This window comes from Streptomyces sp. NPDC004647, from assembly GCF_040609575.1.
GTDB lineage: Bacteria > Actinomycetota > Actinomycetes > Streptomycetales > Streptomycetaceae > Streptomyces.
On the sequence record NZ_JBEXKU010000004.1, the window covers coordinates 87377 to 101022 of the forward strand.

The 13646-nt window shown below is 69.4% G+C and carries 13 protein-coding genes and 1 pseudogene; 8 read left to right on the forward strand and 6 right to left on the reverse strand.

The window, feature by feature from the left end:
* Window positions 1–32 precede the first annotated feature (32 nt).
* From ABZW18_RS03210 to ABZW18_RS03225, 4 genes are all read right to left on the reverse strand, one after another.
* The gene (locus ABZW18_RS03210) at window positions 33–449 is read right to left on the reverse strand and encodes a DUF2000 domain-containing protein (RefSeq protein WP_356181305.1); all 417 of its coding nucleotides are present in this window, start codon (window positions 447–449) and stop codon (window positions 33–35) included.
* An 88-nt stretch (window positions 450–537) separates the two neighbouring features.
* Window positions 538–831, reverse strand: coding sequence for a Dabb family protein (locus tag ABZW18_RS03215; protein ID WP_356181308.1), 294 nt, complete (start codon window positions 829–831; stop codon window positions 538–540).
* Window positions 828–1835 carry an MqnA/MqnD/SBP family protein gene (locus tag ABZW18_RS03220; protein WP_356181457.1) on the reverse strand — a complete coding sequence of 336 codons (1008 nt, stop codon included), beginning with the start codon at window positions 1833–1835 and terminating at the stop codon, window positions 828–830. The genes ABZW18_RS03215 and ABZW18_RS03220 overlap by 4 nt, the downstream gene beginning before the upstream one ends.
* 2 nt (window positions 1836–1837) lie before the next feature.
* Entirely contained in the window at window positions 1838–2167 is a 330-nt protein-coding gene (locus ABZW18_RS03225) for a chorismate mutase (RefSeq protein WP_356181309.1), read from the reverse strand.
* 603 nt (window positions 2168–2770) lie between these two features.
* On the opposite strand from ABZW18_RS03225, the gene ABZW18_RS03230 reads away from it, so the two are divergent.
* Window positions 2771–4285, forward strand: coding sequence for a M1 family metallopeptidase (locus ABZW18_RS03230; RefSeq protein ID WP_356181312.1), 1515 nt, complete (start codon window positions 2771–2773; stop codon window positions 4283–4285).
* 219 nt (window positions 4286–4504) lie between these two features.
* Here ABZW18_RS03230 and ABZW18_RS03235 read toward each other — a convergent pair whose 3' ends face one another.
* Complete coding sequence (locus ABZW18_RS03235) at window positions 4505–5323, reverse strand: oxygenase MpaB family protein (RefSeq protein ID WP_356181460.1); 819 nt, start codon at window positions 5321–5323, stop codon at window positions 4505–4507.
* 327 nt (window positions 5324–5650) lie between these two features.
* On the opposite strand from ABZW18_RS03235, the pseudogene ABZW18_RS03240 reads away from it, so the two are divergent.
* The 6 genes and pseudogenes from ABZW18_RS03240 to ABZW18_RS03265 form a co-directional block, all read left to right on the forward strand.
* Window positions 5651–5770, forward strand: a pseudogene (locus tag ABZW18_RS03240) (PLP-dependent aminotransferase family protein); the annotation flags it as partial.
* A 134-nt stretch (window positions 5771–5904) separates the two neighbouring features.
* Complete coding sequence (locus ABZW18_RS03245) at window positions 5905–7857, forward strand: ABC transporter ATP-binding protein (RefSeq protein ID WP_356181315.1); 1953 nt, start codon at window positions 5905–5907, stop codon at window positions 7855–7857.
* 71 nt (window positions 7858–7928) lie between these two features.
* Entirely contained in the window at window positions 7929–8912 is a 984-nt protein-coding gene (gene sph, locus ABZW18_RS03250; RefSeq protein WP_356181318.1) for a sphingomyelin phosphodiesterase, read from the forward strand.
* Between the two features lie 185 nt (window positions 8913–9097).
* On the forward strand, window positions 9098–9439 hold the full coding sequence (locus ABZW18_RS03255; RefSeq protein WP_356181321.1) for a hypothetical protein: 342 nt from the start codon (window positions 9098–9100) through the stop codon (window positions 9437–9439).
* A 76-nt stretch (window positions 9440–9515) separates the two neighbouring features.
* Window positions 9516–10703 (forward strand): cytochrome P450, encoded by a 1188-nt coding sequence (locus ABZW18_RS03260; RefSeq protein WP_356181324.1) that lies wholly within the window; start codon window positions 9516–9518, stop codon window positions 10701–10703.
* A 297-nt stretch (window positions 10704–11000) separates the two neighbouring features.
* Window positions 11001–11780, forward strand: coding sequence for a MerR family transcriptional regulator (locus ABZW18_RS03265; protein ID WP_356181327.1), 780 nt, complete (start codon window positions 11001–11003; stop codon window positions 11778–11780).
* A 280-nt stretch (window positions 11781–12060) separates the two neighbouring features.
* Here the strand turns inward: ABZW18_RS03265 and ABZW18_RS03270 are convergent, their stop codons facing one another.
* Complete coding sequence (locus ABZW18_RS03270) at window positions 12061–12516, reverse strand: MarR family transcriptional regulator (RefSeq protein WP_356181330.1); 456 nt, start codon at window positions 12514–12516, stop codon at window positions 12061–12063.
* Window positions 12517–12587: 71 nt separating this feature from the next.
* On the opposite strand from ABZW18_RS03270, the gene ABZW18_RS03275 reads away from it, so the two are divergent.
* A complete protein-coding gene (locus ABZW18_RS03275; protein ID WP_356181333.1) occupies window positions 12588–13427 on the forward strand; it encodes an SDR family NAD(P)-dependent oxidoreductase in 840 nt (279 codons plus the stop codon).
* The last annotated feature ends 219 nt before the right edge of the window (window positions 13428–13646 follow it).

Consider the following 13646-nt stretch of genomic DNA (forward strand, 5'->3'; position numbering starts at 1 on the left):
CGTGTCAGTGCGCGTGGGGTGGGAAGCGGTGGTCAGCGGTAGAGGGCGAGACTACCGGTGAGCTTGTTCACCGGGGACTTGCCGCCGCATACGGCCAGGCCGATGTACGGGAGCTCGGCGGTGGGGATCTCGGCAGTGCGCCGGGTGTACTCGTCGTAGCTGCGGGAGGACTGGGCCACCGCGGTGAAATCCACGACGAAGACCCCCTCCAGTTCAGCGGCCTTGAGGGCGATGTCCCGAAGGTCCGCGGCCTTGCCCTTGAGGATGGGGACGGGGATCGCGGTGATCCCGGTGTGCGAGCGGCCGTCGCCGTCCTTGACCGCGTCGCCGACGATGCCGTCCACGAACTTCCCCACCGACAGCGCCAGGGCCGCCACCGTATTCATCGCGAGCCCGAGGGCAAGCTCCTCATCGATGACGATGGCGCACTTCTCGAAGTTACCGTCCATTACGCATTCCTGATTTCCGCGCCGTAGCGCTGGCCGGCGGTGGACCGCGGGCTGCCGCGGGGTTCACCGCGTCGAAGGGGAAACGGTCTTACTCGTCTACGTCGGCAATGACCCAGTCACTCACTTCACGCCACAACTTGATGGCGCTTTGATGAAATTCATTGACGAGGTAACGCTCCAGCGCCGCCTCGTCCTCGACGAGTCCCATCGCGAGGAAGTCGTACGCGATGGGGCGGGTGGATATATTACGGCCCACGCGCCACTCGTGGAGTTCCGGAACCTCCGAGCCGACCTTCTCGGCGACCCGCTCCGCCTCCAGCACCCTGGGGTCGTCCCAGGTGATTCCGGGCTTGAGCTTGAAGAGCACGACATGACGGATCACAGCTGGCCTCCGAAAGTGGAAAGGTGTGGAGAAGAAGGGGCGCTGTCCCGGCCAGGTTCCGAGTCCGGGCCCAAGTCCGGGTCCGGGCACGGTTCCAGGCCCGGTTCCGGGCGCGGTTCCGGGAACAGGTCCGGTACGCACCGGGGCTCGACGTCGGCGGGCACCTCGCCGCGCGCGGCCGCGCGGCGGGCGAACTCCCGCACCGAGGCGAACTGGCGCTCCCCGAAGGAGTAGTCCAGGGCGTGGTAGTAGTCGGCCAGCACCTGCTCGCCCAGACGCCCGGCGCGCTCGGTGGCCGACGCCCGGTTCGCGGCCGCGGCCACCGCGTCGGGGTGGCCGCGGGCCCGTAGCACAGCGTCGAGCAGTGCCGAGTGCACCGCGCGCACCCGGTCGGGGTGGGCGGCGGCGAACTCCCGCCGAACCGCCCATACGGCGAAGACCATCGGCAGCCCGGTCCAACTGCGCCACATGGCCCCGGTGTCGTGCAGCGTCAGGCCCGCCGGCCTGGTCGAGTTCAGCCGCAGCGCGTCGTCGCCGATGAGTACGGCGGCGTCGGCGGCGCCCGACATCGCCTCCAGATCCTGGTGGTGGGCGAGGTAGTCGGGGCGTATGCCGACGGCGTCCTCCAGCAGCATCCGTACGAGCAGCACGGTGGTGCGGCTGGTGTTCGACAGAGCCACCGCCTTGCCGTCCAGCTCCTTGAGCGGCAGCCGGCTGACCAGGTGGCAGGACCGCACGGGCCCGTCGCTGCCGATCGCCAGGCCGGGCAGGAGCAGCAGTTCATCCGCGTGCTTCAGGTACCGGACCAGGCTCACCGGGCTGATGTCGAGCCGCCCGGCGAGCAGTTCGGCCGCCAGCTGTTCCGGGGCCGCGGACAGCGACTCCAGCTGGTGCGCGGCTCCGCTGTCGGCCAGGCCCCAGCGGACGGGCGCGCAGTTGAGGAAGGAGATGTCGCCGACCCTGGCGATGGCGTGCCGACCGCGTTCCGAGGAACCCGCGGGCATGGTCACGCGGAGGTCTGGACCGCGGGCGCGGCGGGCGGCGGTGTGGCGGGCAGCGGCTCCTGGGCGCCACCGCGGCAGAGCTCCAGAATGCTCATCGCGATGGTCGTTCCGGGCGTACCGACGCCGGCGTTGTAGCGGTTGAGCACGACCATTTCCCGTGAAAAGACCGTGCGCGGGCCGCCGCCACCCATGCGCCGCCGCTGGATGCGCTCGGAAATCTGCATCCTGCGTTGCAGGAGTTCAATTACGGCGGTGTCGATCTCGTCTATCTCTTTGCGATAGCTCTCGATGGGTGCATCGTCATTACGTAAGTTCACTTGAATATTACCCACTGTCCGACCGGGGAGAATCTCAACGTAATTCAGGCATGACCCGGCGGCCGTAGATACGCCTGCCGGGCGATCAATTGTCGCTTGGATCGATCTTAAGCAGTGCATGCGCCGGGGAGCAAGGATTGGCAGTGTGATCTTGAAATCTGAGACGGGATCCTGACGTACTGGCCCCCGATACCGCTTTCTTGATGACTGGTCAGCTTCTTTATAACGCCGTCACGGTTACAGAGAGCGGCCTTACGGTCACGTTGCTTCCAACGCAACGCCGTTGAATCGGTTACGGGCGGTCCGCCCTCATCTCCTCAGCTCAGTCCGCTACCAGCACAGGCGCTGCATCGCATGGCCTCAACTGCACCCGCACATCGGCCCGGAGACGTGCCGACGGCTTCTCTGCACCGGATGTATACACACCGAATATAGCTCTTGGCATGTTCTGCCAGACCACCCCCCGGAAGCGTGCGAGGCCGTGCCCCACATCCGGGCACGGCATCCTCGTGTCCCCGGCATGGCGACCGTGTGACATAAGTGGCCATGGATGCCCCCGCGTCCCTTGGTGCCGAATAGGGTCGAACGGACCCTTTGCGTCTACGAGTTGGAGGACTCGTGCACCGCAGACTCCTTGCCCCGAGCGCGCTCGCCGGCTGCCTGCTGCTGGCGATCCCGGCATCGGCAGCGACAGCTGCCCCCGAAGCGAGCGCGCCCGGCGCCCCGGGCATCGGCGACCCCTACTACCCGGACTACGGCAACGGCGGATACGACGTCTCGCACTACGACCTGCGCCTGAAGTACCAGCCGAAGAACGATCGCCTCGAAGGTACCGCCACGCTCCTCGCCACCACCACCGAGGCTCTGTCGCGCTTCAACCTCGACTTCGCACTCGATGTGAGCGAGGTGCGGGTCGACGGCAGGAAGGCGGCGTTCACCCGGGCCGGCTCGCACGAGCTGGAGATCACCCCGGTCGCGCCGCTGGACAAGGGACAGCGGGTCAGCGTCGTCGTGCGCTACTCCGGAACCCCGTCCCAGGTGAAGGTCGACGGCTACACCTCCTGGCACCGCACGCCGGACGGCGCAGTCGCGGCGAACGAGCCGGAGGCCGCCTGGTGGTGGTTCCCGAGCAACGACCACCCGCTCGACAAGGCCACGTACGACATCTCAGTCGCCGTGCCGGCCGGCACACAGACGGTCAGCAACGGCGTACTGACCTCGCAGTCCTCACAGCTCGGATGGACCCGCTACAACTGGCGTTCCGACAAGCCCCAGGCGACGTACCTCGCCACCCTCGCCGTCGGCAAGTTCGACATCACCACCGGCAAGACGGCCGACGGACTGCCCGTCCTCAACGCCTACAGCAAGGACTTGGGCGACAACGCGGGCGCGGCGCGCGCAAGCGTCGAGCGGACGACCGAGGTCGCCGAGTGGCTGACCGAGGTGTTCGGCCCGTACCCCTTCAACGCGCTCGGCGGCTACGTCCCCAACACGACGACGGGTTACGCGCTGGAGACCCAGACCCGGCCGTTCTACAGCCCGCGCCAGTTCGCCGACGGCGCCAATGTCTCCGTCGTCGTCCACGAACTGGCCCACCAATGGTACGGCGACAGCGTCTCGGTCAAGAGCTGGAAGGACATCTGGGTCAACGAGGGCTTCGCCCGCTACTCCCAGTGGCTGTGGTCGGAGAAGGAGGGCGACGGCACGGCGCAGGACCTGGCCGACTACGTCTACGCGCAGCACCCGGCCGACGACCCGTTCTGGAAGGTCGAGCCCGGCGACCCGGGCCCGGAGAACCAGTTCCACCTCGCCGTCTACGACCGTGGCGCCCTCGCGATCCAGGCGCTGCGCAACGAGGTCGGTGACAAGGACTTCTTCGCGATCCTTAAGGGCTGGCCGCAGGAGAACGCCTACGGCAACGCCAAGGTCGGGGACTTCGTGCAGTACGCCGAGAAGGTGTCCGGCAAGCCGCTCGCGGATCTTTTCGAGACCTGGCTCTACACCGAGGTGAAGCCGGCCGCCCCGGCGGCGGCGCGCGCCACGATAGGCACGGAGAAGGCCCCGGCGAAGCCGAAGTCATGGAAGAAGATCGCCGCGACGAACACCGCCCACGACTACGGCAAGGTGCACTGACCCAGCTCGTCACCCGCAGCCCGCCGGGCCACCGTTCCGTCTCGGCCCGGCGGGCTTCGCACTCCATCGGCGCACTCACAGTGGCGCGGGCCATCACACAACGCCGGCCGAGCGGTTGAGCTGATGGCCCGCTGGTCGCAGGGAGGTTGGAAAAGGCTCAGTGAGGTGCCGCGCACTGGAGCTGGTCTCCCAAGGCATCCCGGAACAGCCATTCCGCGTTCACAGGGCGGACTCCCGGCTCGCGCGGCGGGCCCTGCGCGCGTAGGGCAGATAGCGCAGTCGCTCCGGGAGCAGCGGCACCACGTACGCCACGACCCGCCCGAAGCGCCGTAGTGTGCGCTCCTGCCGTTCGGTCCACTCCAGGCCGATCGCCTCGCGCGCGTCCGGTGGCATCAGGCCGATGGTGAGGAAGCGGCGGGCCCGCAGGAACGGTGGCAGCAGCAGCGGCCAGGCGGCGCGCAGCAGCAGGCGCAGCGGGCGGGGGCCGCGGGCGGGCGGCGGTACGGGCACGTCCGTGGCGACCAGCTCCCGTACGACCACCGTCGCCTCCAGCTCGTGATCGAGCACGTTCCGGTAGTACGGCCAGAACTCCTCGACCGTCTGGGGCATGTCGAGGTCGGCGATCCCCAGGATCCGTCCGACCTGGAGCCATTCGGCGTACAGCCGCCGCTCCTGCGCCTCGGTGTACGGCCTGCGGCCGAGGACGCGCTGCGCGTGGAGGTAGACGGGGAAGCCGGTGGCGTGCACCCATGCGTAGAGGGCGGGGGTGAGCGCGTCGTAGGGGCGGCCGTGGGCGTCGGTGCCCCTAATGGACCCGTGCAGCTTGCGCAGTCTGCGGCCCTCCTCGGCCGCGGCCGCGCCGCCGTAGACCCAGAGCTGCACGGAGGCGAGCGAACGCTCGCCTCGGCCCCAGGGGTCGGTGCGGAAGACCGAGTGATCGTCCACACCCGCGCCGACGGCCGGGTGCGCGACCTGCATCGTCAGCGCGGCGGGCAGGGCCAGCACCGAGCGGATCTCCCCGGCGATGCTCCAGAGCATGCCGCCGGCGGGAGGCGGTACGGGGCCGGACGCGCCCTGGCCCGTACGGGCCTCGTGTGCGGGTTCCCGGATCCTGGTCACCCTTCCAGCATGACTCCGCTCCGGCGCGCGCGCCCGGTCCTGTCCTGGCGCACGCGGGAGGGCCCCGCCCGCCTCCGCGAGTGCGGCGGCGCGGCCCTGGCGTCACGGCGGCACGGGCGCACGCAGGCGGCCCGCCCGCCTCGGTCAGCGCGGCAGCGCGGCAGCGCGGCCAAGGCCGTCAAGACGGCAGTGGCGCACGCGGGGGCGGCCCGCCCGCCTCCGGTCCAAGGCCGTCACGGCAGCGCCTATGACGACGAGCACCGGTACGACCGGCCTCCGGTCCTTGCTCTTCGCGCCAGGATGCCGGAGCACGTCTGCTCCGCTGGGAGCGTCTCGGAACGCCTCGCTCCTGCATTGACGATGGGGCGGGGGCGCCACATGACCGCGTGTCCGTGCAGCGGCGTTCCGCACGGAAGATGTTGACCTCAACTTTCGTTGAGGTTTTACGGTCCTTACGTGCCGCGGATCCACCGCTGCACACCGACACCTCGGAGGTCCCGATGGACATGGAAGTCACGGCGTGGACGTCACTCCACAGCGCGACGTACGCGCAGGAAGGCGACCGGAGGCCGTTCTCCCGGGCCACGCTGCGCCGCATCGGTGCCTTCGCCCGCCCGCACCGGCGCAAGCTGGTCTGGTTCCTCCTGCTCAGTACCGTGATGGCGATGCTCGCGGTCGCGACGCCGCTGCTCGCCGGGCGCGTCGTCGACGCCATCGTCGACCGCTCCTCGCCGGACGTCATCATCGCCCTGGCCGTCCTCATCGCCGCCATCGCGCTGGCCGAGGCCGGCTTGGGGCTGGTGACCCGCAGGCTGTCGGCCACCATCGGAGAGGGCCTGATCCTCGATCTGCGCACCGCGGTCTTCGACCACGTCCAGCGCATGCCGGTCGCCTTCTTCACCCGCACCCGTACCGGCGCGCTCGTCAGCCGGCTGAACAACGATGTCATCGGCGCGCAGCGGGCGTTCAGCGACACCCTCTCCGGCGTCGTCGGCAATTTCGTGACGCTGCTGCTCACACTGGTCGTGATGCTCGGGATCTCCTGGCAGATCACCCTGCTCGCACTGCTCATGCTGCCCGCCTTCCTGCTGCCCGCGCGGCGCGTCGGCGGCAGGCTGGCGAAGCTGCGGCGCGAGGCCGCGAACCACAACGCCGCGATGAGCAACCAGATGACCGAGCGCTTCTCCGCGCCCGGCGCCACGCTGGTCAAGCTGTTCGGACGGCCCGCCGACGAGTCCGCCGAATTCGCGGCACGGGCGGCCCGCGTCCGCGACATCGGGGTCCGTACGGCCATGGTGCAGGTCTCGTTCGTCACCGCCCTGACCCTGGTCTCCTCCCTGGCCCTCGCCCTGGTCTACGGCCTCGGCGGCTTCTACGCGCTGCGCGGCACGCTCGACCCCGGCGCCATCGTCGCCCTCGCCCTCCTGCTCACCCGTCTCTACGCCCCGCTGACCTCTCTCGCGGGTGCGCGCGTGGAGGTGATGAGCGCCCTCGTCAGCTTCGAGCGGGTCTTCGAGGTATTGGACCTCGAGCCGCTGATCACCGAGAAGCCGGATGCGCGCCGCGTCCCCGACGGGCCGGTCTCCGTCGAATTCGACCGGGTGGGCTTCGGCTACCCCTCCGCCGACAAGGTGTCCCTCGCCTCCCTCGAGGAGGTCGCGAACCTCGACACCCGCGGCGGTGTCGAGGTTCTCCACGAGGTGTCCTTCCGGGCCGAGCCCGGACAGATGGTCGCGCTGGTGGGCTCTTCCGGAGCGGGCAAGTCCACCATCGCTCAGCTGCTGCCGCGGCTCTACGACGCCGACAGCGGAGCCGTACGCCTCTCGGGCACTGACGTCCGCGACCTGTCCGCGGACTCGGTCCGCGAAACCCTTGGCATGGTGACCCAGGACGGGCACCTCTTTCACGACTCGATCCGGGCGAACCTGCTGCTCGCCAGGCCGGAGGCGACGGAGGAGGAGCTGTGGGCGGTGCTCCGCCGGGCGCGACTCGAAGGGCTGGTCGCCGCGCTGCCCGACGGACTCGACACCGTGGTCGGCGAGCGCGGCTACCGTTTCTCCGGCGGCGAGCGGCAGCGGCTCACCATCGCCCGCCTCCTGCTGGCCCGGCCCCGCGTGGTGATTCTCGACGAGGCCACGGCGCACCTGGACTCGACGTCCGAGGCGGCCGTGCAGGAAGCGCTCGCCGAGGCGCTGGACGGACGCACCGCCGTGGTCATCGCCCACCGGCTCTCCACCGTCCGGGCCGCGGATCTCATCCTCGTCGTGGAGGACGGGCGGATCGTCGAGCGGGGGACGCACAGCGAACTGCTCGCCGCCGGGGGCCGCTACGAGGAGCTGCACCGGACACAGTTCGACCAGCGAGCCGTGCCGACGTCCGGTCAGCACGGCCCGCAGAAGTCCGCGCTGCCGTCCCCGGAGCCCGCGACCACCGCCGAGGGCTCATACATCTAGGCAACTACAGCTGCTTTGATGTGCGGCGACCGAAGTTCAATCGCCACCCCCCAATCCCACCGGGAGCTGCAGTGCCGCACTCCACTCTCCGCAAAGCCCAGGGCGCCGCCCTCGCCACCGCGCTCGCGGCGGCCGCGCTCGTCGCAGCCGCGCCGCCCGCCGCGGCCGACGGGACCGCGGACGCACCGCCGTTGAAGGTGCTCACCTACAACGTCTTCCTGTTCAGCAAAACCCTGTATCCGAACTGGGGCCAGGACCACCGGGCCAAGGAAATACCGGCCACGGACTTCTTCCGGGGCAATGATGTCGTCGTCCTCCAGGAGGCGTTCGACAACTCCTCCTCGGAAGCCCTGAAAAGCAACGCCGCCGCTCAATACCCGCACCAGACACCGGTGGTGGGCCGCAGCAAGAGCGGCTGGGACACCACCAGTGGCGCGTACTCCTCGCTCACCCCGGAGGACGGCGGCGTCACGGTCCTCAGCAAGTGGCCCATCGTGCGCAAGGAGCAGTACGTCTATCAGGACGCGTGCGGCTCCGACCGGTGGTCCAACAAGGGGTTCGTCTACGCCGTCCTCGATGTGAACGGCACCAAGGTGCATGTCGTCGGCACGCACACGCAGTCGACCGACCCGGGGTGCGACGCGGGCGAGGCGGCCGCCACGCGCGCCCGGCAGTTCAAGGAGATCGACGCCTTCCTCGACGCGAAGGCCATCCCTGCGGGCGAGCAGGTGATGGTCGCGGGTGACTTCAATGTGGACGCGCGCAGCACCGAGTACGCCTCCATGCTCACCGACGCGGGGCTCGCGCCCGCCGACAGCCGTACGGGCCATCCGTACTCCTTCGACACCCAGGACAACTCCATCGCGCGGGACCGCTACCCGGACGACCCGCGCGAGGACCTCGACTACGTTCTGCACCGCCAGGGGCACGCCCGCCCCGCGGTCTGGCACAACGAGGTCGTCAAGGAGCAGAGCGCCCCTTGGACGGTCTCCAGCTGGGGCACGGACTACACGTACAACAACCTCTCCGACCATTACCCGGTGACCGGGCACTAGCGGGACGGCTCCGCGTCGTCCGGGCGCCTTCCGCCATCCAGGCGGAGGGCGCCCGCCGGACGCTCACACCAACCCGGAGAGGATGTCGGGGTGTTGCGCGGCCGTCGTCGCCATCGGGGGCTGTGGGGCTGCGCACGGTGCACCGGGACGGGGAACGCCGTCTCCGGCCGGGGAGTTCTCCGGACATGATGAGCTATGTATGGGGGCTCCTGTGGGGAGCCGCCGCTCTGGGCGCGGTCCTCTTCCTCGCGGACAGCGCGCTGTTATGGCTGGAGCGTCGCGGCTGGGTCTACTGGCGCAAGCGAAAGGGCCTGTCGTCGATCGGCTCCGACATCATGCAGGAGATCACTCCGGGGGCGCAGGCCGGCAGAAAGGCCATGGAGCAGGAGCGCATGCGCAAGAACGTCAGGCCCGCGGAGGAGCCACCGTTCCCTGTAGACCTGGATGCGGGTGTGGTCCGAATACAGCGCCCTGACGGCGGCGAGCGAGACCGCGAAGACCTGTCCGGCCGATCACACCAGAGCTGAGCCACAGTCGGATGGCTGCGACCCTTGCGGTGCCGTGGAAACGTACGCGCGTGAAACCCGCTGGAGCCCTGTGAGCATGGAGCACTGCCGCCACTCCCCGATCATCGACGACAAGCTCATGGCGGACCCGCACACCGCTTTCGCACAACTGCGGAAAACAGGCCCGGCGCACCACACCACGACACCCGATGGCGCCCCCGTATGGCTGGTCACGCGGTACGCGGACGTACGCGCCGCGCTGGCCGACCCACGCCTGTCGCTGAACAAGGCCAACGCTCGCACCAGCGAGCACTACATGTCCTCCATGCCGCCGGAACTGGACACCCATCTGCTCAACATGGACCCGCCCGACCACGCGAGACTGCGCCGCCTGGTCTCCAGGGCGTTCACCCCACGCCATATCGATAGCCTGCGTGAATCCGTACAGACCACCACCGACGACCTCCTGGACGCCTTCACCGGCTCCCGCGTGGATCTCATGGCCGCGTTGGCCAACCCGCTGCCGATGGGGGTCATCTGCGAGCTGCTCGGCATCCCCCTCGACGCCCGCACGGACTTCCGGGCCTGGACCAGCACGCTGCTGTCGCCGACACCGGACGCGGCGGTCGACTCCCGGGCAGCGATGCGGCACATGCACAGCTTCCTGCTCGACATCATCGCGGACAAACGGCCCCGACGGACCGACGACCTGCTCTCAGCGATGATCGAGGCGCGCGACGAGGGCGACCGCCTCAGCGAACCGGAGTTGGTAGCCATGGCGTTCCTCATCCTGTTCGCGGGCTACGACAACGCGGTCAACCTCATCGGCAACGCTGTCCTGGCCCTGCTCACCCACCCCGACCAGATGCGAGCCGTCCGCGACGGCAGTACGACGGTTCGGGCGGTGCTGGAGGAGACCCTCCGCTGGAACTCGCCGGCCGAGTTGGCGGTCCGCCGCTTCGCGCTCGAGGACTTGACCATCGGCGGAGTCGACATCATGGCCGGTGACCGAGTCTGGCTGTCCCTCCTCTCAGCGAACCGCGACGGCGCGCAGTTCAAGGCACCGGACACCTTCGACCCGGCCCGGACGGCGGTGCACCTCGGATTCGGCCACGGCATCCACTACTGCCTCGGTGCGTCGCTGGCACGGCTCGAAGGAGAGATCGCCATCACCAGCCTCCTGCGCCGGTTCCCTACCCTCACGTTGGCCGTCCCCGCCGACGCACTGGAGTGGTGGCCGAACCTCCGCAAGCGCGGCCTGCGGAAGCTTCCCCTCACGTGGTGAACTCCGCATGGCCCAAGGCATCAGCCCGTCGGGCGCCGGCGTTCAGTTCGTCGTGGCGGCCGGTCGTAGGGGCGGTCCGCTTGCACCTGGGAAGCGCACGCCAGGCTTCGGAGATCTGGCCCGTCTGCCTCTGTTCGTCGCGATCGGGATACGCCGGGTCGGCGCGTCGGGAGCCCGCCGCAGCCGCCGATCCCAGACCCTGCCCGGCCCGAGGCGGCCGGAACGGTTTCACAGCGATGGTGAGACAGCATTACTGTTGCACTGGATGGGTGCACAGCAGAGAGCGAGGCGCAGCCGATGACCACGGATACCACGGACACTGCGGAGCCGTCCCTCACCGTCGACGAACTGGCCGCCCGAGCCGGTGTCACCGTCCGCACGATCCGTTTCTACAGCACCCGGGGGCTGCTGCCACCGCCGGACATAGGCCCGCGACGCGTCGGCCGCTACGGGCCCGACCACCTCTCCCGGCTCGCCCTGATCGAGGAGCTCCAGCACCAGGGCCTGACCCTGGCGGCCATCGAACGCTACCTCCAGCAGCTGCCGCAGGACCTCAGCGCACACGATCTCGCCATCCACCGCGCGCTCGTCGCCGCCTGGTCGCCCGACACGGCCGAGGAGACGACGCGCGAGCAGCTGGAACGCCGTGCGGGCCGGGCCCTGGCCGAGCAGGATCTGGACCGGCTGGCCGCGATGAACGTGCTCGAGCGCACCAGAGATCCCGATGCCTTCCGGGTGGACCCGGGCCTGCTGCAGCTGGGTGTGCAACTGCTGGATGTGCCGATCGCCCTGGAGACGATCCTGGCGTCCCGTACTGTGCTGATGGAGCACGGCAGGTCGGCGGCCCGCGAGTTGAGCAGGCTCTTCCGCGACGAGGTGTGGCAGCCGTACGTGGACCGCGAGTCGGACGCCGACCACGTCAGGACCATGAAGTCGCTGTCCGCCCATATGCAGCCGATGGTCGTACAGGCCCTGGTGACCGCCTTCACGCGCTCGCTCAGGGAAGAGCTGCGGGCCTGGCACGACAAGGATGCAGGGGACGCCACCGCGGACGGCCGGTCGACCTCCGGAGCGTAATCCGCGGGACCGCAGGACCGCAGGACCGCTTTAGCCGCTTTAGCCGCTTTAGCTCCGGGACTGCGAGGCCGCTTTGCCCGCTGGGACCGCTGGATCGATTGACCGCCGGGGACTGGTTGACCGCTGGGCCGCTTTGCCCGCTGGGCCGCTGGGCCGCTGGGCCGCTAGGCCGCTGGGCCGCTAGGCCGCTGGGCCGCTAGGCCGCTGGGCCGCTAGGCCGCTGGGCCGCTGGGACCGGCTGACCGAGGAACCGCGGCGCACTGGCGGGCCCGCGGACCTGTCAGCCGTTCCGGACATCGTTCCGGACATCGTTCCGGACAGCTGTGACGCAGCGCGCCAGCAAGGCGCGCAGCGTGTCGCGTTCCTGGGCCGTGAGTGCGTCGGCGAGCCGTTGCTCGATACGTACCGCCTGCTCGTCCGCGAGGCGTACGGTCTCGAGCCCGGTCTCGGTGAGCCGGGTCTCCAGCATCTTCTGATGCCACGGGTGCGCCGACCTCTCGACCAACCCGCGCTCCTCGAGATTCTTCAGTACAGCCGCCATGGCCTGCGGTGTGACGAGACAGGCACGGGCCAGTGCCGCTCCTGAGATGCCCGGGTTGTCGGCGAGGCCGAACAGTGCCGCGTACTGCGCGACGGTGAGGTGCAGATCCTTCAGCGCGGCGCTCTTGGCTGCCATCAGGGCCTGCTCCGCGCGCTTGATGTCCAGGCCGAGACGCTCGTCAGCGGGCATTCCCATACCGGGAGCATACAGCCACGTACCTCTACCAATGCTGGAGCATGTATCAAGGCCCTGATATAAATCAGACCATGGATATGCATACGGGCAAGCCCTCGACTCGCGGCAAGACGATCCTCATCACCGGCGCCACGCGCGGGCTGGGCCATCAGCTCGCCCTGGACCTCGCCGCGGACGGCGCGACGTTGCTGCTTCACGGACGCGACAGCGCGCGCCTGGACGAGATCACGGCACAGGTCCGTACGGCCGCTCCAGGGACGGCGGTGCGTACCTACCTCGCCGACCTGGCCGATCTCGACCAGGTGCGTGCCATGGCCGCTCGGCTCCTCGACGCCGAGCCCCGGCTCGACGTACTGGTCAACAACGCCGTCGTCGGCGCGGGCGCCGACTGGACCAAGCGCGAACTGAGCGCCCAGGGATACGAGTTGCGGTTCGCCGTCAACTATCTGGCGCCGTACGTGCTGACGCGCGCGCTGCTGCCACTGCTGACCTCGTCCGCACCGTCACGTGTCGTCAACGTCGCCTCGATAGGGCAGGCACCGGTCGACTTCGACGACGTGATGCTGGAGCACGCATACGACGCCCTCCACGCCTACTGCCGGAGCAAGGTGGCACTGATCATGTGGACGTTCGACCTGGCGGCCGAGCTCGCGGACCGCGGGGTGACGGCCAATGCGCTGCACCCGGCCCATCTGATGGACACTCCGGGGGTGCGGGACGCCGGGCTGGAACCGGCCGTCGGCGTCGAGGAGGGCGCGCAGCCGACGGTACGGCTGATCACCGACCCGGCCTTGGAGTCCACCAACGGCCGGTACTTCGACCGTTTCACCGACAGCCGGGCCCACGACCAGACGTATGACGCGGCGGCCAGAGCGCGGCTGGCCACATTGACCAGGAGCCTGGTCGCCTGAGCCGATGGGCGTCAACGCCGCACACTCTGTTCGAGCCGCACGCCCTGTTCGACGACGGAGTGGGCGGCCCCGGCAAACGGTGATGGCCGCCGCCCCCTCTCCTTGCGCCCGCGGCGTGGGCCGCCGCAGCGCGAGCACATTGCTCGTCATCGGCAAGGTGGGGGAGGACGGTGGCGGGCCCCGGGATGCGACCCGTCACCTCCCTCCCCCCGTCATTCA

Excerpts from the sequence above, each read along its gene's own strand:
- ABZW18_RS03210 (WP_356181305.1), bottom strand. The coding sequence starts at position 449 with ATGGACGGTAACTTCGAGAAGTGCGCCATCGTCATCGATGAGGAGCTT.
- ABZW18_RS03255 (WP_356181321.1), top strand. The coding sequence starts at position 9,098 with ATGATGAGCTATGTATGGGGGCTCCTGTGGGGAGCCGCCGCTCTGGGC.
- ABZW18_RS03235 (WP_356181460.1), bottom strand. The coding sequence starts at position 5,323 with ATGCTCTGGAGCATCGCCGGGGAGATCCGCTCGGTGCTGGCCCTGCCC.
- ABZW18_RS03275 (WP_356181333.1), top strand. The coding sequence starts at position 12,588 with ATGGATATGCATACGGGCAAGCCCTCGACTCGCGGCAAGACGATCCTC.
- ABZW18_RS03260 (WP_356181324.1), top strand. The coding sequence starts at position 9,516 with ATGGAGCACTGCCGCCACTCCCCGATCATCGACGACAAGCTCATGGCG.
- ABZW18_RS03270 (WP_356181330.1), bottom strand. The coding sequence starts at position 12,516 with ATGGGAATGCCCGCTGACGAGCGTCTCGGCCTGGACATCAAGCGCGCG.
- ABZW18_RS03220 (WP_356181457.1), bottom strand. The coding sequence starts at position 1,835 with ATGCCCGCGGGTTCCTCGGAACGCGGTCGGCACGCCATCGCCAGGGTC.
- ABZW18_RS03265 (WP_356181327.1), top strand. The coding sequence starts at position 11,001 with ATGACCACGGATACCACGGACACTGCGGAGCCGTCCCTCACCGTCGAC.
- ABZW18_RS03245 (WP_356181315.1), top strand. The coding sequence starts at position 5,905 with ATGGACATGGAAGTCACGGCGTGGACGTCACTCCACAGCGCGACGTAC.